The sequence below is a fragment of the Ruegeria hyattellae genome (genome assembly GCF_041537925.1).
Classification (GTDB): Bacteria; Pseudomonadota; Alphaproteobacteria; order Rhodobacterales; family Rhodobacteraceae; genus Ruegeria_C.
Genome location: NZ_JBGOSH010000012.1, coordinates 144,897 through 167,804, shown reverse-complemented (window position 1 = coordinate 167,804; position 22,908 = coordinate 144,897). Strand labels below are relative to the sequence as shown.

At 56.4% G+C, this 22,908-nt stretch carries 16 protein-coding genes, 1 tRNA gene and 3 pseudogenes; 7 read left to right on the top strand and 13 right to left on the bottom strand.

Annotated elements, in window-relative coordinates; translation table 11 throughout:
- Nucleotides 1-85: 85 nt before the first annotated feature.
- Both AB1E33_RS22955 and AB1E33_RS22950 read right to left on the bottom strand, forming a co-directional pair.
- Entirely contained in the window at nt 86-1,336 is a 1,251-nt protein-coding gene (locus AB1E33_RS22955; protein ID WP_372579572.1) for an ABC transporter substrate-binding protein, read from the bottom strand.
- Nucleotides 1,337-2,229: 893 nt separating this feature from the next.
- Nucleotides 2,230-2,714, bottom strand: a pseudogene (locus AB1E33_RS22950) (IS5 family transposase); the annotation flags it as partial.
- Between the two features lie 436 nt (nt 2,715-3,150).
- Between AB1E33_RS22950 and AB1E33_RS22945 the strand changes: the two are divergent.
- Nucleotides 3,151-3,872: pseudogene (locus AB1E33_RS22945) on the top strand (IS5 family transposase).
- 357 nt (nt 3,873-4,229) lie between these two features.
- Here the strand turns inward: AB1E33_RS22945 and AB1E33_RS22940 are convergent.
- Genes AB1E33_RS22940 through rpsJ form a run of 4 tightly spaced genes read right to left on the bottom strand, consistent with a single transcriptional unit; the run spans nt 4,230 to nt 6,192 of the window.
- Nucleotides 4,230-4,526 (bottom strand): 50S ribosomal protein L23, encoded by a 297-nt coding sequence (locus AB1E33_RS22940; RefSeq protein WP_039523333.1) that lies wholly within the window; start codon nt 4,524-4,526, stop codon nt 4,230-4,232.
- Nucleotides 4,523-5,140: a 50S ribosomal protein L4 gene (rplD, locus tag AB1E33_RS22935; RefSeq protein WP_372579571.1), complete on the bottom strand. Its 618-nt coding sequence runs from the start codon at nt 5,138-5,140 to the stop codon at nt 4,523-4,525. The genes AB1E33_RS22940 and rplD overlap by 4 nt, the downstream gene beginning before the upstream one ends.
- A complete protein-coding gene (gene rplC, locus AB1E33_RS22930) occupies nt 5,137-5,862 on the bottom strand; it encodes a 50S ribosomal protein L3 (protein ID WP_372579570.1) in 726 nt (241 codons plus the stop codon). The genes rplD and rplC overlap by 4 nt, the downstream gene beginning before the upstream one ends.
- A 15-nt stretch (nt 5,863-5,877) precedes the next feature.
- The gene (gene rpsJ / locus AB1E33_RS22925) at nt 5,878-6,192 is read right to left on the bottom strand and encodes a 30S ribosomal protein S10 (RefSeq protein WP_005621947.1); all 315 of its coding nucleotides are present in this window, start codon (nt 6,190-6,192) and stop codon (nt 5,878-5,880) included.
- Nucleotides 6,193-6,591: 399 nt separating this feature from the next.
- Here rpsJ and AB1E33_RS22920 point away from each other — a divergent pair.
- Together AB1E33_RS22920 and AB1E33_RS22915 are read left to right on the top strand one after the other, a co-directional pair.
- A tRNA-Arg gene (locus AB1E33_RS22920) sits at nt 6,592-6,668 on the top strand.
- Between the two features lie 272 nt (nt 6,669-6,940).
- A pseudogene (locus tag AB1E33_RS22915) lies at nt 6,941-7,291 on the top strand (IS5 family transposase); the annotation flags it as partial.
- A 115-nt stretch (nt 7,292-7,406) separates the two neighbouring features.
- Here AB1E33_RS22915 and AB1E33_RS22910 read toward each other — a convergent pair.
- The 6 genes from AB1E33_RS22910 to AB1E33_RS22885 form a co-directional block, all read right to left on the bottom strand.
- The gene (locus AB1E33_RS22910) at nt 7,407-7,787 is read right to left on the bottom strand and encodes a RidA family protein (protein ID WP_372579580.1); all 381 of its coding nucleotides are present in this window, start codon (nt 7,785-7,787) and stop codon (nt 7,407-7,409) included.
- A 224-nt stretch (nt 7,788-8,011) separates the two neighbouring features.
- Nucleotides 8,012-9,067, bottom strand: a complete 1,056-nt coding sequence (locus tag AB1E33_RS22905) for a D-TA family PLP-dependent enzyme (RefSeq protein WP_372579569.1) — start codon at nt 9,065-9,067, stop codon at nt 8,012-8,014.
- Nucleotides 9,064-10,530 carry a M81 family metallopeptidase gene (locus tag AB1E33_RS22900; RefSeq protein WP_372579568.1) on the bottom strand — a complete coding sequence of 489 codons (1,467 nt, stop codon included), beginning with the start codon at nt 10,528-10,530 and terminating at the stop codon, nt 9,064-9,066. Before AB1E33_RS22900 ends, AB1E33_RS22905 begins: the two co-directional genes overlap by 4 nt.
- Before the next feature lie 88 nt (nt 10,531-10,618).
- A complete protein-coding gene (locus AB1E33_RS22895; RefSeq protein ID WP_372579567.1) occupies nt 10,619-11,659 on the bottom strand; it encodes a TRAP transporter substrate-binding protein in 1,041 nt (346 codons plus the stop codon).
- A 36-nt stretch (nt 11,660-11,695) separates the two neighbouring features.
- Nucleotides 11,696-12,979 (bottom strand): TRAP transporter large permease, encoded by a 1,284-nt coding sequence (locus AB1E33_RS22890; protein ID WP_372579566.1) that lies wholly within the window; start codon nt 12,977-12,979, stop codon nt 11,696-11,698.
- Nucleotides 12,976-13,494, bottom strand: coding sequence for a TRAP transporter small permease (locus AB1E33_RS22885; RefSeq protein ID WP_372579565.1), 519 nt, complete (start codon nt 13,492-13,494; stop codon nt 12,976-12,978). The genes AB1E33_RS22890 and AB1E33_RS22885 overlap by 4 nt, the downstream gene beginning before the upstream one ends.
- Before the next feature lie 191 nt (nt 13,495-13,685).
- Here AB1E33_RS22885 and AB1E33_RS22880 point away from each other — a divergent pair, with 191 nt between their 5' ends.
- Nucleotides 13,686-14,621 (top strand): MurR/RpiR family transcriptional regulator, encoded by a 936-nt coding sequence (locus AB1E33_RS22880; protein ID WP_372579564.1) that lies wholly within the window; start codon nt 13,686-13,688, stop codon nt 14,619-14,621.
- Nucleotides 14,622-15,498: 877 nt separating this feature from the next.
- Here AB1E33_RS22880 and AB1E33_RS22875 read toward each other — a convergent pair.
- A complete protein-coding gene (locus tag AB1E33_RS22875; RefSeq protein ID WP_372579563.1) occupies nt 15,499-16,605 on the bottom strand; it encodes a mandelate racemase/muconate lactonizing enzyme family protein in 1,107 nt (368 codons plus the stop codon).
- A 430-nt stretch (nt 16,606-17,035) separates the two neighbouring features.
- Here AB1E33_RS22875 and AB1E33_RS22870 point away from each other — a divergent pair, with 430 nt between their 5' ends.
- The 3 genes from AB1E33_RS22870 to glgC are packed head-to-tail and all read left to right on the top strand — an operon-like array spanning nt 17,036 to nt 22,908.
- Nucleotides 17,036-19,411 (top strand): glycogen/starch/alpha-glucan phosphorylase, encoded by a 2,376-nt coding sequence (locus AB1E33_RS22870; RefSeq protein ID WP_372579562.1) that lies wholly within the window; start codon nt 17,036-17,038, stop codon nt 19,409-19,411.
- Nucleotides 19,412-19,413: 2 nt separating this feature from the next.
- Nucleotides 19,414-21,624, top strand: coding sequence for a 1,4-alpha-glucan branching protein GlgB (gene glgB, locus AB1E33_RS22865; RefSeq protein ID WP_372579579.1), 2,211 nt, complete (start codon nt 19,414-19,416; stop codon nt 21,622-21,624).
- A 24-nt stretch (nt 21,625-21,648) separates the two neighbouring features.
- A complete protein-coding gene (gene glgC, locus AB1E33_RS22860; protein ID WP_372579561.1) occupies nt 21,649-22,908 on the top strand; it encodes a glucose-1-phosphate adenylyltransferase in 1,260 nt (419 codons plus the stop codon).

Here is a 22,908-nt window from a genome sequence, read left to right as displayed (position 1 = left end):
TTAATCAAAGTCATGCCAACTGCCGCGTATCATTTCAGCGAATTCGCCCGACAGATGGATCTGCCGGGCGGTTGTACCATTTAGATTATTGGTATGACGTCTGACACGCTGGCGTATCCCGGCTTGGCAGGCCGATTTTTGCAAACGCCTCCGGGTCGACTCCCAGCTGTTGGTTCACGTCTTCGACCATCGACACCATCTTTGTCGATAGCGTGCCGTCCTCGTTTTCGACAACTTCGGACACAAAATTCGCTGCAATCGCCTGACGATTATCATCCAGACGGATTGCGCCAGTCGGTGCATCAAGTTTCAATGCGCTCAGGCAGGACCGGAACGCTGCCTGGCCTTCGCCAAGATCGCCGCCCACTTCTTCAACACAAGTCAGCGCAGCGGATGTGGCGTTGTAATAGGTTGTTGCCAGCAACGAAGGGCTTGGAAAGCGGTCTTCCGGTGCGAATGTTTCCTGGTAAGAGGCCACATATTCTTTCCAGCGCGGATTGTCCCAATTGTCCGCCTGCGGTCCTGCGGCCGGCGTACCTATCAAAGCATTCTTTGCATCGCCCTTAGAATTCAGAACCGTGCCATCAACCATGATCGAGCCGCCAATCAGGGCAGCATCGCCCCCCGCCTGCTGATACTGGCCCAGGAAGTTGACCGCGTCACCGCCACCCAATCCAAGATAAATCGCGTCCACATCATCCGGCAGGGCGGCGATGATCGAACCGAAATCCTTTGTTCCCAACGGAACCCAGAAACGTTCGGTCACTTCACCACCCGCAGCACAGAACTCAGTCACCAAGCCGAAGACCTGTGTGTAGATAAACGAGTAGTCTTCACCCACGGTCGCTATGGAGCGGTAGCCTTTTTCGTTGTAAATGTAATCGCCTAGGCCCACAGACCACTGCGCGCCATCAGTGCTGAAGCGAAAGAAATTGTCAGCAGGCGTCACATAGGTTGTTTCCTGTGCTGCAGACGATCCGTTCAGAAACGTGATATCCGGCTGGGTCTTTGCATAGTCGCGGATCGCTATACCCTCAGAACCAGAAAGCGGGCCAATAACAATGTCCACGCCGTCCTGTTCAACAACTTTGCGGGCGGCGCGAACGGCACTGTCTGGGCTGGTATCGGTGGAGGCGATGATGATCTCGATCTCGCGACCACCCGCCGCGTAGTTCGCCTCTGTCAGAGCTGTTTTCAAGCCTCTGACACCGTCTTCCCCAAGAACCGTATAGGTTCCCTCAAGCGTGGCCAAAACGCCGACCTTCAGAGGCTCGGCCATAGCGCCAGATGCCATGACTGCCATTGCAGAAGCTGCCATTGTGACTTGGTTTCTCATTTATTCCTCCCAATTCGATCCGGCCTGATCAGTTTGCTGACCTGGCTAACTCACTATTCGGGAATGCCAAGAAACAGCCAATTCCGCACAGTTTTATGCTGTACCTGACGGTCTCTTTCTAAGGGTACCCTGGAGGAATAAGCCCGCCAACGCGTGCGCTGGTACCGGCCTCTATATCCACTAGAGTCCCGTCTTACAGCCCTGTTCCGGCTGCGCGGTCAGAAATCGACCCGGCGCAGATACTTGAGGTATTTCGTCAATCGGCAAGCGATAGCTTTCTCTTCAAGCATTGGGTCCAAAACGTGTAGTAATTTTGCGGTTTTCATAGGGTTATCCTCATCCGTGTGGGGAATGGACCAACCGGTTTCTGCTTGAGTTATTGGAGACGAGGCAAGCACTCGAGGGTCAACCACAATTAGGCCTGATCAGGAAAACTGTATGAGGTGAATTTGCTGTGTCCAAGTCGTACATCGAAACATCAACAATCTGAGGAACTCGTCAGAACCTTAGGCAAATATCTCAAAAGGCATAGTGCGCCAGATCGGGAAATCTGGCGCACTCAATAATTCATACGAACAGGGGCTGTTGGGAACTTGTGCGCTAATACCCATAGAGCGCCCGCGCATGGCCGACTTCGCCAAATGGATCACAGCCGCCGAACCTGCCCTAGGCTGGCCACGGCGTGCGCTCCTGAACGCTTATTTTGCCAATCGAAAGACCTCCGACCAGGCGAACGTAGAAGGCAATCCCTAGTGCTGACCATCGTGAAATTCATCGCGGCGGAAAAGCGCTGGTCCGGAACCATCACCAATATGAACGCCGCACTAAGAAACCGCTGTCCGCATCTCACCGATGACTCGAACAGCTTCCCTTGCCAAGTCAACCGGCTTTCCAGCGCGAACCTCCAGTGTTTTTTCGTCGATCCCTATGTGTATCTTGCGCCAGACACGCGGCTTGGGACCGCCGTGCTTGCGGGCGTTCCACTCGCCTTCCGCCTCGGCCTTGATGTCGGTACTGTAGATGAGAAGGTTGTGCGGACCGTTTCCGCCGCGAAATCGAAGACTGACATTCAGGGTTTTCTGGCCGCGGCACAGCGTGCTGAAATCGGGCACAGCCCAATCCAGGCCGACCAACTCTAGCAAGCTTTGCACAAACCCAAGCGTCTGCCGCAGCGGCAGCCCGAACAGCACTCTCAGAGTGAGGCGGCCTGGATCGCAGTATCACTGAAGCACCGCTGCCGTCTGCGGTTTTCGCTCGGTGGCGGCACCCAGATCATCGCCGGATCGAACCAGATCGACAGCGATCCTCGCTGTCTCAGTGCGGTGTTATAGCTCGACCAGTTCGTGGTCTTGTATGCTGTTGGGGTCCAACGGCTCATGCACCTCAGCTATCATGCTGGATTCACGCTATGAATCCCCTAAGCTGATTTGTGCAACAAAGCCGGTCTACCCAATTAAGGAGACTGAGCCACACGGCAGCAACCATGCCAACTATCTAACCTCACAAGCCTGAACAAAATCACCGAATGACGACTGAGAGCCCGGCATTCCCCAATGCCGGGCAGCATCTTCTACGTAACTCACATTAAAATCGCGGTATCGCCGTAGGTCTTCTGGAGACCGTTCCTGCCTGTAGGTGCGGAATCCCAGTTCATCGCAGGTCATACCTGATCGTCAACGAGCCGCGTCGCTTGACCGCTTTCTTTTAGGCTGGCTTGGCTCAGCACCCTTTGATTTCCGTTGGGCGCCGTGATTCACCGCTGAAAAAATAAAGCGGTGACATGTCTAGTCTTTTTTTGGCTGACGGACGCGCAGATGCGCGGCTTGAGCCGTACTTCCCGAGATCCCCCGGGGAGCCTCGCGTCGATGACCGGCGTGTGTTGAGTGGGATTATCTCATCAATCGCAATGGGTTGCGCTGGCGAGATGCCCCAAGGAATACGGCCCCCACAAGACTCTTTACAATCGCTGGAAGCGATGGAGCGACAAGGGTATCTTCGCGCAGATGATGACCGGTCTGGCCGCTAAGAACGGCGCGGAGAAGACTGTGATGATCGATGCCACCTACCTGAAGGCGCATCGAGCAGCCTCCAGTTTGGGGGTCAAAAGGGGTGGCGTGGACGGCTGATCGGCCGAACAAAGGGCGGCATGAACACCAAATTCCCTGCCGTCTGCGACAGCCAAGGGCGCCCGCTGACCCTGTTTCTAACCGCCGGGCAGGTCAGTGAGTACATCGGAGCGCGGGCCATGCCAAGCAACTTGCCTGATGTCGACTGGCTGCATGGTGATTGCGGTTACGACGCAGATTGGTTCAGAGAAGCGTTGAAAGACAAGGGGATACGCGCCTGCATCCCCGGTCGAAAGCAGCGCAAGACACCCGTGAAGTATGACAAGCACCGGCATAAACGGCGCAATCGTATCGAGATGATGTTCAGAACGCTCAAGGACTGGCGGCGTGTGGCGACCCGATAGGACAAGTATCTAAAGGAGTTCTTGTCTGCCATCGCTCTCGCCGCATCCGTTATGTTCTGGCTATGAAACAAAAACGAGTTCGGACACTAGGACCGGAACTCATCAATCCTTGGGCGCATCACTCAAAACAGATGCCACAACGGCGCAAGAGTATCGTCTTCTGGCCAGTTACAAAACGAGTTGGCACCCAGCGCGGAATCAAGGCCGGAGGCCGCCGCGCCAGCGACTGCCCGTCCCGGCGGGCTGGCGCTTTGGGGTGGTTTGCGCCTCACGACGAGTTAGGATGTATCTGGCAGCATAAAGCACGCGGTTCAAAGGGTGCGGCGCCATCCCACGGGCAGTCACCGGCATGGATTGTGTCGTCACATAGGAAAAGGCCCCCGCTTTCGCGAGGGCCTTCATTTCTTGCCAATGACGTTCTGGTCAGAGACCGGTGGACACGTCGATGGTGTTGCCCTCTTCGAGGGTCACATAGGCTTTCTTGACGTCTTTACGCTTGCCCAACTGGCCGCGAAACCGCTTGACCTTGCCTTTGGTCACAGTGGTGTTGACCGCCTTGACCTTCACACCAAAGAGCGCCTCGACGGCTTCCTTGATCTGCGGCTTGTTGCTGTCAATCGCCACTTCGAACACAACCGCGCCGTTCTCGGATGCCATAGTCGATTTCTCGGTGATGACCGGCTTGCGGATCACGTCGTAATGTTCTGCTTTCGCGCTCATTTCAGACGAGCCTCCAGTGCTTCGACGCCCGCTTTGGTGAGCACCAGCGTGTCACGGCGCAGGATGTCATAAACGTTTGCACCCATCGACGGCAGGATATCCAGACCTTCGATGTTGCGCGACGCCTTCAGGAACCCTTCGTTCACGGTTGCCCCGTCGATGATCAGCGCGCGTTTCCAGCCCAGGTTTGCAACCTGTTTGGCCAGAGCCCCGGTTTTGCCTTCGGCGGCGGCGTCCTCGATCACGACCAGTTCACCGGCTTTCGCCTTGGCGGACAGGGCGTGCTTCAGACCCAGCTTACGGAACTTCTTGGGCAGGTCGTGACCGTGCGAGCGCACGACTGGACCTTTATACACACCACCCCCGCGGAAGATCGGTGCCGAGCGTGCACCATGGCGTGCGCCACCGGTGCCTTTCTGGCGGTAGATCTTCTTGGTTGAGTAGTCGACTTCCGAGCGGGTCTTGACCTTGTGGGTACCGGCCTGCGCGTTGTTACGCTGCCAGCGGACCACACGGTGCAGGATGTCCGCGCGCGGTTCCAGACCGAACAGTTCGGCATCCAGCTCGATGTTACCGGCTTTGCCGCCGTCGAGTTTGATCACATCAAGTTTCATGCTTCACCACCTTCCGCGGGTGCTTCTTCCGCAGGGGCCTCAGATGCGGCCGATTTGACAGCAGCCGGGAAAGGCAGGCCTTCCGGTGCTTTCTTCTTCACGGCGTCCTTGACGGTGACCCAGCCACCTTTCGAACCGGGAACCGCGCCTTTGATCATGAGCAGGCCACGATCCGCATCGGTTTTCACAACTTCAAGGTTCTGGGTGGTGACACGGGCAGCGCCCATGTGACCGGCCATCTTCTTGCCTTTGAACACCTTACCGGGGTCCTGACACTGACCGGTAGACCCATGCGAACGGTGCGAGATCGAGACACCGTGCGACGCGCGCAGACCGCTGAAGTTGTGCCGCTTCATGGCACCGGCGAACCCTTTACCGATCGAGGTACCGGTCACGTCCACTTTCTGGCCTTCCAGGAAGTGTTCGGCCGAGATTTCGGCGCCAACGTCGATCAGGCCGTCTTCTTCAACCCGGAACTCGACAAGCTTGCGCTTGGGTTCGACCTTCGAGGCTGCGTAATGGCCGCGCATTGCCTTCGAGACACGCTTGACCTTGGGCGAACCTACACCAAGCTGAACGGCGGTGTAGCCGTCTTTTTCAGTTGTCCGTTGAGCAACGACCTGCAGGCCGTCCAATTGAAGCACGGTCACAGGGATCTGCTTGCCGTCTTCCTGGAACAGCCGGGTCATGCCGACTTTCTTTGCGATAATACCAGAGCGCATTCTCATACCCTCCGATTACGATTGCAGTTTGATCTCGACATCCACACCAGCGGCGAGGTCGAGCTTCATCAGCGCGTCCACTGTCTGGGGGGTCGGATCTACGATGTCGAGCAGACGCTTATGCGTACGAATCTCGAACTGATCGCGGGATTTCTTGTCGACGTGAGGACCACGGAGAACCGTGAACTTCTCGATCTTGTTCGGCAGCGGGATCGGGCCACGCACTTGCGCGCCGGTCCGCTTGGCAGTGTTGACGATCTCTTGCGTGCTGGCATCCAGGACGCGATAGTCAAATGCCTTGAGCCGAATACGGATATTTTGGCTTTGCATTCTAACAGCCTTTTTCTTCAGGCGTTGGAGTTGAGAGGAGGACGGGCGCCCATCGCCCACCCTCATCGAACCCAAAAGGCGGGAATCACCCCGCCTCAATGTTCTTGATGAGAACCCGCGCGCTATACAGGTGTGCATGAGGGGTGGCAAGAGGGAATGACAACACCACGTTACCGAAGATGTCGCGTCTTCATGTTTTGAGGTCCACTCGTCCCCGTCGCCTTTCATATTGCGGCATTCCCATTAGTCACGACCAAGCCCGTAACAGAGTGACGGGCTACTCGGGAATCTGTTCAATCATTGGGTACAACCAGTGAAAGTTCAATGCACTTACGAAAATGCAAAAACCTGCCAGACCGCCGATGACAATTGCGTAATTCCCGGCTAGACAACCGCCAAGGCCCCGTGGCTCAACTGGATAGAGCAGCCCCCTCCTAAGGGGCAGGTTGCAGGTTCGAATCCTGCCGGGGTCGCCACTTTTTTCAATATAAATCAATATACTAAGAAGCTTTTTGGTTTTCTGGTCGCTTGGCGAACGTGGGCCAAAACCAGAACAAACAGGGCTCAATCGGCTAGTGTTCGTACAAAACTCGTACAGTCCCTCTCAAATTGCTCTCTGTTTGCCCCACCTGTTTCGGTTGCCGGCCGGTACGCATGCTATCTTTCATGCCCTGGCAATCTGAGTTTGAGATGTATCAATCAGATTTCTCAACAGCTCTGAGAGAATGCGGATCGAACGGTGCTCGACGGCCGCCCGATCCGTTTCTTCATCACTGCCGGTCAGGTGAGCGACTAAACAGGTGCAGCAACTTTGCTGAATAGCATGCCAGATGCTGAATGGCTTCTCGCTGACCGAAATTATGATCCCGATTGGTTCCGAGAAGCCATGATAGACAGGGGAACGAAGCCCTGCATCCCTGGGCGCAAGACACTCAGCAAGGCCGTTCGACACCACAAACGTCGCTACAAACTGCGCAACCGGATCGAGAGGATGTTTGGTAAATTGAAAGATTGGCGGCGCGTGGCGATCCACTATGACCGATGCCCAAAAGTGTTCCTGGCAGCCATTGCCATCGCAGCGACCGTCATATTCTGGTTATGCGTCCCGAACCGAGAAAGTGACACAGCACTTTGCCGCAAAAATGAACGATCGAAGACTTCTGTATGCGCTGGCAACCAATCCAGCGCATCCAAGAAACTAAGATCATTTTGTATCAACCCAATGGCTTATACACGACCGCGTCTATCTCGACCTTAGCGTCTACCATAATCTGCGAGCGGACGGTCGAACGTGCCGGGCCGCCGTTAGGAAAATAGGTCGCATAGACCCGGTTGAACGTCCAAAAGTCGCGGGGATCGTCCAGCCAGACACCAACTTTTGCGATATCATCCAAGGTACAGTCAGCCAGCGCCAATGCCGCGATCAGGTTTTCCATTGTTTTGCGGGTTTGCGCCTCAATACCTCCTGCTTCGATTTCGCCGTCTTCTTTCATTGCAACCTGTCCAGAAATGAACACAAAGTCTCCGGCCCTTACCGCAGGCGCAAAAGGAAGCGGTTGGCCACCCGCTCCGGTTCTGTCATCGCCCAAACGCATGATCTTGTTCTCAGTCATTGACGGGTATTCCTTCTGTTGGATCTTTTCCGAATGGAATTGGTTTCACGGCGCCAAAGCCCGTGGTTGATAGAGCGGCTCCCTAGCTCGCGAGTTTGGCGAACTTTGTGACATTCCCGCTGCGCAGATAAACAATTGAGGTCAGTCATATTGCACCACGTTTATGCTCGTCGCCTTCAGCAGTATTGAAGTTGCGTTGCCGTGCGTTACTGAACTTTGCCTCGCGCCGAGACAGTTACGGCCCCTCGTGCGCGATCCCCTCGAATGGTTTCCACTTGATCGACCATATTGGTGACGACACAGGCATGGTTCGGGATGATCCGAATACGCTCGCCCACCTTCAGATTAATCTTGTGGGCCTTCAGCACACCATGCTCCTCTGACAGGCCCTCAACAAGAATGTCAGGTCGACCAATCACGTGCCCGTGACCTTCCAGCCCCAACAGATCGGAGGTCAGAACTTTTGACCCTGCATCGATTACGGCACGGTCCATTGCTGGAACCGAGATTACCGTTGCAAGAACGCTCAGAGCACAGTCTGCCCAGGTGCAGACACCCCGTGCCTGCAAAGATCGGTCGTTATAGATATAGGTGCCAATCCGATATTCGGTTGCAATCGGGACATCCTGCGCTTGCCACATACCCGGTGAGCCGCCGTTGGATACGACACTCACGGTCAATCCGATTTTTTCGATTTCAGTCTTGGCCTGGGTGAGCCACTCCTGAACCGCCGCCTCTTGCCCCACTGGCGGGTAGGTCATCAGGCCAAGGAACGAAAGGCCGGGTTTGGCACTGATATAGCGCGCGAGATCTCGCGCGTGCTTCGGAGTGGTCACGCCGCATCGTGATGCGCCCGTATCGCATTCAACCAATACACCAAGCGGTTGCGGAGCGTCCGCAAAGAACTGCGACAACCCGTCAACGATTTCGGTGTTATCCGCGACAACAGACAATTGCACTTTTTCAGAAAGGTCGCGCAACCGGGCCAGTTTCGTATCCCCGAAGATGTTGAATGTGATCAGAACATCGTCAATGCCTCCCTCGGCAATCATCGCCTCGGCCTCGCTGACCTTCTGGCACGTTATGCCAATGGCCCCGGCCTGTAACTGCCGTTGGGCCAGTATGGGCAGTTTGTGGGTTTTGATGTGCGGACGAACAGCGAGCCCATGGTCAACACAATGGCCCTGGAAACGGTCAATGTTCGCTTCGGCGATATCAAGATCGACCAGCACCGCTGGTGTGTCGATTTCGGGGAAGATCATTCCGCAACCTCCTTGTGAGGGTTTTTTACAATGGGCCAGATCGGACGTGACAGGTTTTCATAGTGCGTTTTAGTCGGGTCATTTGGGTAAGGGCCTTCGACAGCCGCATAGATTATTTCACTGGCGACATCGGAAAACGCACCATGGAAATGATTTGTTGATTTGACGACCAACACCTTCCTTTTGCTGATATCGACGCCAAGATTTGTGAACAGATCTGGCGAGAAAGCCTGGCTTCGGTTTGAGTTCAGAACAACCTCGATCCCGCCCAGACGAATGACTGAGCAATCCCCCATCGGCACGACCGAGGCGCCAAAGCTCTGGACCGCATTGCGCTCGTTGCGTACGACTGTAACCCTGGCGTCAATCGGGTTCCCGGCGAGAGCCGATGTTTTGCCGCCAAATCTCAGATCGAATACAGCACCTTCGCCAGCAGCATGGCAGAGGCGCACTGCCATCGGGTCCCAAATCGTGCCAAATGCCATGGATGACAGGTTCTGAGCTATGGCTTCCTCAAGAATCAGCGTTGAATCCCCCGCCACGCCACCACCGGGATTGTCCCAGACATCCGCAACCACGACCGGCCCGTGCGTCGCCCTTTGTGCTTGTGCCAGCGCGTCGGCGGGCGAGAGGTAATCGGGCTTGGTTTGCCCGCGAAAGGAAAACAGCTCTGCCCCCAGAGACCGAGCAATGCGATCTGCTTTGGGCTGGTCATTGTCCGTCAGGACGACAATCTTGGCACCAAGGTCCGGAGAATCTCCGGCCATGAAACCATGAATGACCGAGACGGACAGAACCTCGCCCTCGATTTCCATCCGTTTCATCCGGTCAACAAACCCACGCATAGGCTGCTGGTTGGTGGGCAAAACGTCCAACATGCGAACATCAAAAACCGATGTGACGGGGTGGATTTCTCCCTTGATCGTACGCAGGGTCAGGTCGACACAGGCCTCTCCGGCTTCGACAAAATCGGTATGCGGAAACTCCTTGAACACAGTAATGATATCCGCGTTGACCACCCGTTTTCGGCTGAGATGACTGTGGGGATCGAAACTTGCGCCTATGACCGTATCTGGCCCGACGATTTCGCGTATGGCTTCGATCAGTTCGCCTTCGCAATCAAGGCAGCCTTCGGCGATCATAGCGCCATGCAGACCCAGAATAACTCCGTCAAGCGGCAGCGCGGCGGTCACCTGATCCAACACTTCCCACTTCAACCGGACCCAAGTTTCTTTGTTCAATAAGCCGCCCGGTTCGGCCCAGGTGGCGGTGCCTTCGATCAGTTCAATTTCATTGGATTGCGCTCTTCTCCTCAGCGCGGGAAATACCGCGCTGCACAATGTAGGAGTCTTGGGGTGTTCGCCCGGTTGTGCATAAAAGCTCTGCTGGAAATCGGAAAAATCCGTGCGCAGGGGAGAGAAAGTGTTTGTTTCGGTAGCAAGAGACGCACAGAAAACCCGCATGTTAATTCCAATTCGTTGTTGGGATCGGAGGCCAGTTCATGGCCACCGATTTGATGTGCTGCCGGTTGGTTCCGGCAGTCAGGGAGAATCAATCGAGGTAGGAGGCGTTGTTGGCGTTCTCAACCGCAGCCTTGAAGCTCGCCAGCAACTCTGCTGCCTTTTCGTCCAGGCTTTCCTGAACATGCGCATCAAACGCGGGTTGCGTTGCTGCCGCCATTGCGCTGCGTTGTTCGTCGGTCAATGCGGTAACCTGAATTTGGTCCATCAAGCCCGCGAGCCCGCGATCCGACGCCTCAATGATACGTGACAAACCACGGCTTGCTGTAACGCAGTTTTCGGCTGCTGTTCGGATCGTCGCCTGCTCGGTTTCCGACAGGCCTTCAAAAAAGGGCCGATTAATCATGAAGGTGTAGGGAGAGAACAGGTGATTGGTCAACGTCATGTACTGCTGAACTTCGGCAAAATTTGCGAACGAAATAATCGGTACGGGATTCATCTGTCCGTCAATTACACCAGTTTGCAGCCCGGAATACACTTCGCCCCAGGACAGGGGATAGGCTTCCGCACCCAACGCCTGGATGATTTTCTGATGTGACGGCAGGGTCATAGTGCGGATGCGAATACCGTCAAAATCCTGCAAGTCGGCGATGGGGCGCTGCGAGTTGGTTACAGCAAAAAAACCACCAGTATCCGGGAAACCCAGAACCACAACATCGCCCAACTCCGCTTCGATATCGGCGGCCAGAGCTTCACCGAACTCGCCATCAAAGACTTCGTAAGTAGACGCGTTGCCGGTAAAGGCGAAGGGCAGGTTCAGCACGTCAATACGCGGATAATAACTGGCCAATGCACCGGTAGAGGTTAGGGTCGCTTGAATGATCCCGTCTCGCATTTGTTGGACGTGTTCTGCTGCGGACCCCAATTGATTGGACCCGAAGACCTCTACGGAAACACTGCCATTTGTGCCCGAGTTCACAAGGTTGGCAAAGACGGCCGTGCAGGCATGTGCTGGATTTTCAAACGGGTCGGTCTTGTTGTCGTGGCCAAATTTGATGACTCCGCCTTCGGCTAAAGCACTGCTTGCAAGCATCGTCGCTGTCAACGCAGCACCTGTCAGAATGTTTTTCATGATACTTCTCCTGTTAGTATGGTTTTAGAAGGGCATTTACTGGGCAAAGCCCAACATCCGGGGAAGCCACAGCGCTGCGTCCTCCCAGAAAGCAAAGGCAAAAAGGATCGCGATTTCGGCAATCAGAAACGGGAACAGTTTGATAGAAATCCGTTCAAGTTTTTCGCCGGTCACGGAGGACAGAACAAACAGGCAGGCACCCACCGGCGGCGTCATCAGCGAGATATTCAGAGCCAATACAAATATGATGCCGGCGTGGATCGGCTCCAGCCCGACCTGCTGCGTCAGCGGCACCAGCACAGGGGCAAGGATGATCAGGATGGCCGTGATATCCATCACCATGCCAACAACCAAAAGCAATCCTATGATGATTGCGATGACGGCATACCGGTTGTCTGAAAGGCCAAGAACCGTTTCGGCAATCAGCTGCGGAATGCGCTCAAAGCTCATCCACCAGCCCAGGATGCCAGCGAAAGCGATAATAACGAAGATCACCCCGGTGATGCGCGCCGTACGCACCAACATGGCGTAGAAGGATCTGAAGGTCAGCGTCCTATATATGAAGATCCCTATGAACATCGCATATGCAACCGCAATCGAGGCTGCCTCGGTAGGTGTCACGATGCCGCCGAGAATGCCGCCCAGAATGATGACGGGCATGGCCAGCGCGGTGAGAGAGGAAACGAAGGTTGCCCAAACTTCGCGCGGGGTAGCGCCGCGCACGGCCTTAGGCAGGTTCTCCCGCTTTCCGCCAGCAACGATGACGGCCATACAGACAATGCAGATTACAAGACCGGGCAAAACTCCGGCAGCAAACAGGCCGGCAATGGACACGCCCATCAACGATCCGTAGACGACCATCAAACCCGAGGGCGGGATGGTTGGGCCAATGATGGATCCTGCTGCCGTGACAGCGCAGGCATAATCTCGTTTGTAGCCTTCCTTAACCATGGCTGGCACAAGGGTCCGACCAAACGCGGCCGCGTCCGCAGTCGCCGATCCCGTCAATCCGGCAAAGAACACCGACGCCAGCATGTTCGTATGGGCCAGACCGCCACGAAATCGGCCAACCAGAACCTGCGCCAATTTTACAAGGCGGCTGGTAATGCCAATGTCATTCATGATCTCGCCAGCCAGAATGAAGAAAGGCATTGCGAGGAATGGAAAAATATTGAGGCCGTTGAAAATCTTGCTGGGACCAATGGCGAGAAACTGTGTGCCGCCCATGTCGATAAGCCCAACGACACCGGCAAGACCGATGGCAAAACCGATCGGCATTCCGAACAGGATGAGGGCCACAAAAACAACTGCTACGATCACGGCGTTTCCTCCGCCTCTATGGCAAAGGGTGGTTCATCTATGTGCGAACCCAAGTCGCGAAACAGGACAAGGACAAGCTGCACAGATGACAAGGCCGCTGCAACGGGAATTGCTGCGTAGAATGGGGCAAGGCTGGCCCCAAAAATCATCGCCTGCCGAGGCGCGCCGCTTTCCGCAAAGCTGACCCCAAAGAACGCAACGTACAGAAACAAAGTCAGCGCCAACACATCCATCGCGATAAGGAGTACGCGCCGCAAACTGATTGGAAGCATCATAACGAATGCCGTAAGGCCGATGTGATCCCGGCGGGCAACTCCAGATGAAACTGCGAGCAACGCCGCCCAGATCATCAGATATCGGGCCAAGACTTCCGGCCAAGGGAGTTGCCAGTGAAAATAGTATCGGTCAATGACGCCAAGCCAGACGTCGAGAACCAAAGCCAGCATCAGAACGGCTACAATACCTTCTACGACCGAATTTATCCGTGAACTTGCGCCGGCAAACCAGTCTGACATTCGTAGTCCTCCCCAGGTTCCGAATCTGTAACTCAGTTACACAGTGCGTGATTTGGGGCAAGATTTCAACAGACATACGTAACTAAGTTTCATAATTTACGTGATATCGTGCAAATTTCCATGATTTTCTTGCTCACCTTCATCCATTTGTGTAACTAAGTTTCACATCCGGGCGAAAGGAAACTACTGATTTGCCAACTGAAACCCGAAGCCACAAAAACAACGAAGCACCTCCACAAAAAGGTAGAAAAGGGGCAGTGGACCTGATCCCGGCGCTCCATAACGCACAGACCAAACTGGCGGTCCAAGAGCAGAAAGTTGCGGATTACGTAATAGAGAACCTCAGCGAAATCAGCGCAATGACGATCGGAGATCTGGCGAAACGCTGCTCAGTCAGCAAGCCAACCGTAGTACGTTTCTGCCGTAGCCTTGGTTGCGAAGGGTTTCGGGATTTTAAACTTCGTCTGGCTCAGAACATCGCCGTTAGCGCGCAGTATCTTTACGGAGGCACCAACGACGAAAGCCCAGACGCCGACGCGGCATTAGACCAAGTCCTCGGGGCAATATTTTCGACCCTGGATATAATGCGTCGTCAAATCGACACGGAAAAGCTCGAAGCAGCCAGAGACGCCTGCTTGGACCGGCGGCAGATCCTTTTTGCGGGAATCGGCGGAGGATCTTCATTTGTTGCTCAGGAAGCGTCCAATCGTTTTTTCCGACTTGGCATCCCGTCATTCTTTGTGAATGACAGCTACGTGCTGCAAATGCGCGCCGCTGCGCTTGGACCCGAAGATGTTCTGTTCCTTGTCTCCGCCAGCGGCGAGGCGGATGCCATTGTAGGCGCTGCCGAAGTCGCCAACGGTTATGGTGCGACGACAATAAGCATCACAAAGCCCGACACCCGGCTTTCAAACATATCCAAAATTGCTCTACTGACGGACCCACCCGAAGACAGCCACATCTACAAACCGACGGCATCCCGATACGCCCATCTAGCTATTGTCGATGCATTGGCCATGGTTGTAGCTCAGGAGATGACCGATGAAACGAAAGAAAATCTGCGACGAATTCGAGCATCGTTAACGGCCTACCACGGAAGAACAGGTCCTCAGCCCTTGGGTGATTAAGCTCCAGGCTTTTGTAAAGGGGCTTGCCCGGTTAAGCGTTTTTGCGCAGAGAAATTGACCCGCCAAAGCGGTGCCGTCAGCGTAGTGAATGTTCGGCCTACTTGCTGTCGCGGCTTGCGTCCTAAATGGTGCGGTCCATGCGTTCGACCTGACCATTGGTCCACCGGCCCTTCGGCTTCGTCAAGCGATGCTCAATACTGTCTGCGTTGCAGGTCACGTCGAAGCGCTTAGGCCGAGAATAGACTGTATTCCTGGTCCTGGGCTGATCGGCGAACTGGGTACCGTCATCTGTCAGGATCGTGTGGATGCGGTTGGTAACGGCTTTGAGCAGATGCTCGAGGAATTCCCAAGATGTTTTGCGATTGGCATTGCCGACGAGTCGGGTAACAGCGTATTTGCTGGGCCGATCAATTGCGGCGAAGAGACAGAGCTTGTTCTCAGCGGTCTGAACCTAAGCGGTGTTCAGGTGGAAGCAACCGATAGGACATCGCTTGAACCGCTGCCGCTTTGGTTCTTCCACTGGCTGAGATTATACTTGCGACACGCCTCCGCTGTCGGCACCCCGGCATCCCGGCCTTTGATCATCCGAATAATCTGGACTTTCGTGAAACACTCTTTCGCATCCGTTTGCCCTTCGAAAAGTTGGGCAACTTCTACACTACAATGCGGGGAGTTTCGGAGGGCAAGTCAGGATCAAACACCTAAAGTTTGGCCTATACCTTTGGCAAGAAACACTGTTTAGCGAAAGTTAGTCAATGAAATGTTCTGCCGGGGTCGCCAACATTTCCATGACGCGCTTTGCCAGGCACCAGAGCAGAGCCCTTCGAACCGCCATATCTACTCCGTCATCGCCATTTGCCGAGAATAAGTCGTGGGTCTATACGTCGGAGACAGGCCGCTGGTTGGCGGCGTTCAGTTTCTGCCAGTCGAATGTGACACCAATACCAGGAACATCAGGCGCGATCGCCAGGTGGTTTTCAACCATCAGAGGGCGGGTCGTGTAGCTGTCTATGGGAAAGGAATGCACTTCGATCCAGCCAGCATTAGAACAGGCCGAGACCAAGCTGACATGCAGTTCCTGCATGCCGTGGCTGCAGACAGGCAAACCATGGGATAACGCACGCCCCGCGACCTGTAGAAAGCCGGTGATGCCGCCGCAATTCGAGGCGTCGGGCTGGATGTAGCTGAGTTGTGAGTGCGCGAAGGCGTGGTCGAATTCGTGGATTGTGTGCAGGTTCTCACCCATGGCAAGCGGCATTCCAGTAGCCTCGGCGATCTGACCGTAACCGGCATAGTCATCCGGGATCGTCGGCTCTTCGAACCACAGCAGATCGAAAGGCGCAAACGCCTCAGCCGCCGTGATGGCCTGCGACACGGACATCGAATAATTCGCATCCACCATGAACGCGATATCGGGCCCGATGAGGTCGCGTACGGCTTTGATGCGGGCCACATCCTCAGCCAGGGTCGGTTGCCCGATCTTGATCTTCACCCCGTTGAAGCCGCGATCCAGATATCCCTGCACAGATGACAGCAATTTCGGCAGGTCAAAGCCCAGATCGATGCCCCCGCAATAGGCCTTGCAGGATCGCCCTGCCCCGCCCGCCATTTTCCAGAGCGGCTGACCGCTGTACTTGCCCCGCAGGTCCCACAGGGCAATGTCGATGGCAGAAATGGCGAATGAGGCGATCCCGCCGCGCGCCACATAGTGCACATGCCATTGCATCGCCTCATAGAGATCTTCGACGTCATCCGCCTGATGTCCAATCAGAAACGGCGTCAGATCGTGGACGATCATCGAGGCAATGGCGTGCCCGCCCTTGCCGCCGGTATAGGTATAACCGGTGCCCTCACTGCCATCAGCAAGGCGCACCGTTGCAGTGATAAGTTCGAAGAAATGATGATCGCCGTGTTTCGCATCGACCAGCACCTCGGTCAACGGAATGTGAAACAGCCGCGTCTCAATGGCGGTGATGCGGCTCACGATGATGGTCCATGGATGGCGCCCGTAGATTTGAGACCAGTTTTTCCGACCGCCGGCTCTGTTCGCCAGAGCATGACGTGTCGCGACAGTAGGTCAAACATCTCAATTCCTCAAATTTGGTACGACAAAAAATTCACACCAATAATGGCTTTGAGTTGTAAAATGTCAACGTGTATTGAAGAATGGAAATAATATACGTCTGCAATCTCGCTTCAGGTTTGGCAAATTTTGTAGCCACCAACACTTTTGGTCCTATCAAAATTCACTTCCTAGTTACGCCGCGGGGCGCATGGATAGCGAGGGAAAGGCCGTGATGCGGCGCAAAAACAGGCAGAAAATTCGGAAATACAACACGCATAGGGGCTGAAACCGGGCCCGCGCATGGATTATGAGTTGCGGCGGGGGCCAAGGGCAAGGCATCCTCGGCAGCATGAAAAACAATATTCTGAAACGTCTGCGGTATTCTCTGGGCAAGGACGCAAGTGCTGCCTCTGTCCAGGACTGGCGCATGGCGCTCTCACTGGTTCTGCGCGACCAACTTGTCGATGTCTGGCTCGACAGCGCGCAAAGGGCCGAGGCCAACGCGTCCAAGCGGGTGTACTACCTGTCGATGGAGTTTCTGATCGGACGCCTGATAGAAGACATGATCTCGAACCTCGGACTCGACGTTGCAGCCCGCGACGCGATCAAGGCGCTGGGGCAGGATTATGACACGATCGTGCATGACGAACCGGATGCGGCGCTTGGTAATGGCGGGCTTGGTCGTCTGGCCGCATGTTTCATGGATTCGCTGGCGACACTGGGCATCCCCGCCTTCGGCTACGGTATCCGCTATGAGCACGGCCTGTTCGAGCAGAGCTTTGTCGATGGTGAGCAGGCCGAAAGCCCCGAGACCTGGCTGTCGCAGCGCCACGTATGGGAATTCGAACGCCCCGAGGTGCAGCACCGTATCGGGTTCGGCGGCCATGTAAGCCGTGACGAAGGGCGCGCGACATGGCATCCCGACAATATGGTGGTTGCCACTGGGTACGACACGCCGGTGGTGGGTTGGAAGGGGGAATGGGGCAACACATTGCGGCTGTGGTCGGCAAAGCCCGTGAACCCGTTCGACCTGGAAAGCTTCAACCGCGGAGATTACCTCGCGGCCAGCCGGTCCGAAGCGCTGGCACGTACGATCTCACGCGTCCTCTATCCCGATGACACCACCGAGAATGGCAAGGAATTGCGGCTGAAGCAGGAATACTTCTTTACCGCCGCCTCGATCATGGACCTCTTGTGCCGGCACCTGGGCGAACATGGCGACATTCACGGATTGCCGGACCATGTTGCGATCCAGCTCAACGATACCCACCCCGCGATCGCCGGACCGGAACTGGTGCGGTTGCTGGTGGACGATCACGGCTTGGCGATGGCTGAGGCGATCGTCCTGGCCCGACGCTGCCTGGCCTATACCAACCACACCCTGCTGCCCGAAGCCCTGGAACGCTGGCCCGAGGGGCTGTTCGCGCGCGTGCTGCCCCGGCACCTCGAGATCATTCGCGAGATCGAGGCGGCACAACAGGCCGAATTCCCCGGCAGCCCGTGCATTCTGGAACATGGCGACATCCGCATGGGTGAATTGGCCTTTGTGATGGCGCACAAGGTCAATGGCGTCTCGGCGCTGCATACCGACCTGGTCAAGAAAACGGTCTTTGCCGACCTGCACCGCATCCATCCCACGCGCATCGTTAACCAAACCAACGGCATCACGCCCCGCCGCTGGCTGCAGGGATGCAACCCGGCGCTGCGCGACCTGATCACGCAGCAGCTTGGTGACACCTGGGTGAGCGATCTGGAACAGCTTGCCGCGCTGAAAGCCAAACGCTCTGACGCGGGTTTCATCGAGGCGTTTCAGCAGGCCAAGCGCAACAACAAGGTGGCACTGTCCAATTGGATCGGCGAGACCTGCGGAGTTGCTTTGGACCCCGACGCGATGTTCGACGTGCAGATCAAGCGTATCCATGAATACAAACGGCAGTTGATGAACCTGCTGGAAACGGTCGCGCTCTGGAACGAGATGCGCGACGACCCCGACAGGGACTGGACACCACGTGTGAAGATCTTTGGCGGCAAGGCGGCACCGGGCTATGTACTGGCCAAGCAGATCATTCATCTGATCAACGATGTCGCCCGCGTAGTGAATACCGACTCCGCCATAAAGGGACGGCTCAGGATCGTATTTCCACCAAATTACAACGTGACGATGGCAGAAAGGCTGATCCCCGCCGCCGATCTGTCGGAACAAATCTCAACCGCGGGCAAAGAGGCATCGGGCACCGGCAACATGAAATTTGCTCTGAACGGTGCGCTCACCATCGGGACGCTGGACGGCGCCAATGTCGAGATCCGCGATCATGTCGGCAGCGAGAACTTCTTTCTCTTCGGACTGACCGCCAGCGAGGTGGTGGACCGCCGCCATCAGCACGGATTCTCGCGCGCCGCGATCGAGGCCAGCCCGCGTCTGCAGCGGGTTCTTGGGCAGATATTCGAGGGCCGCTTTTCGCCCGAGGATCCCTATCGCTATCACGGCCTGATCGGGATGCTGTACGACCATGACCATTTCCTGGTGACATGTGATTTCGACAGCTATTACGACACCCAGCGCCGCGCCGATGTCGTATTTCAAAATCCGAAGAACTGGGCGTCGATGGCGTTGATGAACACAGCCAGCATGGGGTGGTTCTCGTCGGATCGGACGATCCGGGGATATGCCAGGGACATCTGGCATGCGGACGCACCAAGATCGGCGCTGGAGCGGTCCGCATGAACATGACGGCAGAGCTTGTCGACCCTGCCGAAGCAGCGGCACTAGTCGCGGGGCAACACGGCGACCCGTTTGCCGTGCTCGGACTGCACCGGCAGGGCAACAGGCTGGTTCTGCGTGCGCTGCGGCCCGAGGCGGATGGGGTCGAGGTTCTGGAGGCCAAGACAGGCCGCAAGCTTTGCGCGCTCGAACCGGTGGCGGATGGCCTGTTTGCCGGTGTGATCCCGCGGCGCAAGAACCGCTTTGCTTACAAGTTGCGCCTGAGCCGGGGCGGCGACGTCTGGGAAGAATACGACGCCTATGGCTTTGGACCGCGATTGGGCGATCTGGACGAATACCTGCTCGGTGAAGGTACTCACGGTCAGCTCTGGCGCGCGCTTGGCGCTCATGTCGGGAGCCATGAAGGCGTCGAAGGCACGCATTTTGCGGTCTGGGCCCCCAACGCCGCGCGGGTTTCCGTTGTCGGCGATTTCAACGGTTGGGACGGTCGGCGCAATGTGATGCGGCGGCGCGGGGCCACCGGGATACACGAGATATTCCTGCCCGGCATCACCGACGGGGTGACCTACAAATACGAGATCCTCAATGGCGATCACGCCTTGCTGCCCCTCAAAGCCGATCCGGTCGGTTTTGGCGCCGAGCATCCACCGAAAACCGCCTCGATCGTGCGGGATCTGCGCGGCTATGACTGGGCCGACGTGGGCTGGATGCAGTCACGCGGCGCGAAGCAGAAGATAGACCAGCCGATCTCGATCTATGAGGTACATCTGGAAAGCTGGCGGCGTGTACCCGAAGAGGGCAACCGGTCGCTCAGCTACCTAGAGCACGCAGAGCAACTGGTGGGCTATGTGCGCGACATGGGCTTCACCCATATCGAGCTGACACCGGTGTCCGAGTATCCGTTCGGCGGATCCTGGGGATATCAGCCGGTGGGGCTCTTTGCGCCCACCTCGCGTTTTGGCACACCAAACGACTTTCGCACCTTTGTCGATGCCTGCCACGACGCGGGCCTGGGTCTGATCATCGACTGGGTGCCGGGGCATTTCCCGAGTGATGAACACGGGTTGGCCCGGTTCGACGGCACCGCGCTCTACGAACATGCCGACCCCAAGGAAGGCTATCACCCCGACTGGAACACGCTGGTCTACAACTATGGCCGCAGCGAGGTTCAGAACTTTTTGATCGCCAATGCGCGGTTCTGGTTCGAGGAATACCATATCGACGGGCTGCGCGTGGATGCGGTCGCCTCGATGCTTTATCGCGACTATTCCCGCAAAGACGGCGAATGGATTCCCAACCAACATGGCGGGCGCGAAAACCTCGAAGCCATCGCCTTCATGCAGCGCATGAACGAAACGGTTTACGGTGCCGATGAGAGCATCCTGACCGCAGCCGAGGAATCCACCGCCTTTCCGGGGGTCAGCGCGCCTACGGATACGGGCGGGTTGGGCTTTGGCTTCAAATGGAACATGGGGTGGATGAACGACACTCTGCGCTACATGTCCGAAGATCCGATCAACCGGAAATACCATCACGACAAGATGACCTTTGGCCTGCATTACGCGTTCTCGGAAAACTTCATCCTGCCGCTCAGCCATGACGAGGTCGTGCATGGCAAGGGCTCGTTGCTGAGACGGATGCCCGGGGATGATTGGCAGCGCTTTGCCAACCTGCGCGCCTATTTCGGCTTTATGTGGGGGCATCCCGGGAAAAAGCTGCTGTTCATGGGCGGCGAATTTGCCCAGGTGCAGGAATGGAACAACGAGACCAGCCTCGACTGGCACCTGCTTGAACAAGCCTCCCATCGCGGGATGCAGGCTCTGATACGCGACCTGAACCATTTCTATGCCAAGACGCCTGCGCTTTATCAACGCGACAGCGAACCAGACGGGTTCCGCTGGGTCGATGGGGGCAATCAGACGGATTCGATCCTGTCCTGGCTGCGTTTCGGCAACGAGGGCGTTCGCCCGGTGCTTGTGGTCGCCAATTTCACACCGGTGCCACGCGAAGGATTTCGAATTGGCGTGCCGCAATCGGGCCACTGGGATGAACGGCTGAACTCTGACGCCGCAATCTATGGCGGCAGCAACATGGGCAACCCAGGCGGCAGGCAATCGCAGGAGATTGCCGCACACGGGTGCCCGCATTCCATCGAGATCACCGTGCCACCGCTGGCCACGGTTTTCTTTGAACTGGCGGAGAACCGGCACGCCTGAATCAACAGCCGGAGGGAGGCGATCATGAAAGAAGACAGGTTCGGATTGGCGCGGCAGACCATGGCCTTTGTGTTGGCCGGGGGGCGTGGCAGCCGCCTCAAGGAAATGACCGATATTCGCGCCAAACCCGCAGTCTATTTCGGCGGCAAGACCCGGATCATCGATTTTGCCCTGTCGAACGCCGTCAATTGCGGCATCCGCCGTATTGGCGTGGCAACGCAATACAAAGCCCACAGCCTGATCCGCCACATCCAGCGCGGCTGGAGCTTTTTTCGGGCCGAGCGCAACGAAAGCCTCGATATCCTGCCCGCCTCGCAGCAGCTGGATGAAAACAACTGGTACAAGGGCACTGCCGATGCAGTGACCCAAAACATCAAGATCATCAAGGGATACGGGCCGAAATACGTCCTAATCCTGGCAGGTGACCATATCTACAAGCAGGACTATTCGCTGATGATCGAGCAGCATGTGCGCTCGGGCGCGAAAGTCACCGTAGGATGCATTGCCGTTCCGCGCGACGAGGCCAAGGGTTTCGGCGTCATGGCCGTGGACGAAAACGACAAGATTCTGGACTTTGTCGAAAAACCCGCCGAACCGCCGACCATGCCCGGCGACCCGACAAAATCGCTCGCCAGCATGGGGATTTATGTTTTTGAGGCGGAGTATCTCTATGAGGTTCTGAAGAAGGACGCCGCAAACCCGGACTCGAGCAATGATTTCGGCAGCGACATCATTCCTGAAATTGTTGCGTCAGGCGGCGCGCAGGCCCATCCATTCAGCCGCTCTTGTGTGATGTCCGGACTCGAAACCGAGCCGTATTGGCGCGATGTCGGCACCATCGACGCTTACTGGCAGGCCAATATCGACCTGACTGATTTCAAGCCCGAACTGGACATCTATGCCACTGATTGGCCTATCTGGACCTATTCGGAACTGACCCCACCGGCAAAGTTCATCCACAACGAAGAAGGTCGGCGGGGACAGGCTGTTTCTTCGATGGTGTCGGGGGGCTGCATCATCTCGGGTTCAACGCTCTATCGGTGCCTTTTGTTCACGGGTGTCAGAACCCATTCCTATTCACAGCTTGAAGGCGTCGTGGCGCTTCCTTATGCCGAGGTCGGGCGCCGCGCCTACCTGAAAAACGTCGTGATCGACCGGGGAGTGAGAATACCACCCGGCCTGGTTGTCGGCGAGGACGCGATAAGCGATGCAAAGCGGTTTCGGCGCTCGAATAACGGGATATGTCTGATCACGCAGGACATGATTGACAAGCTGGAAGGGTGA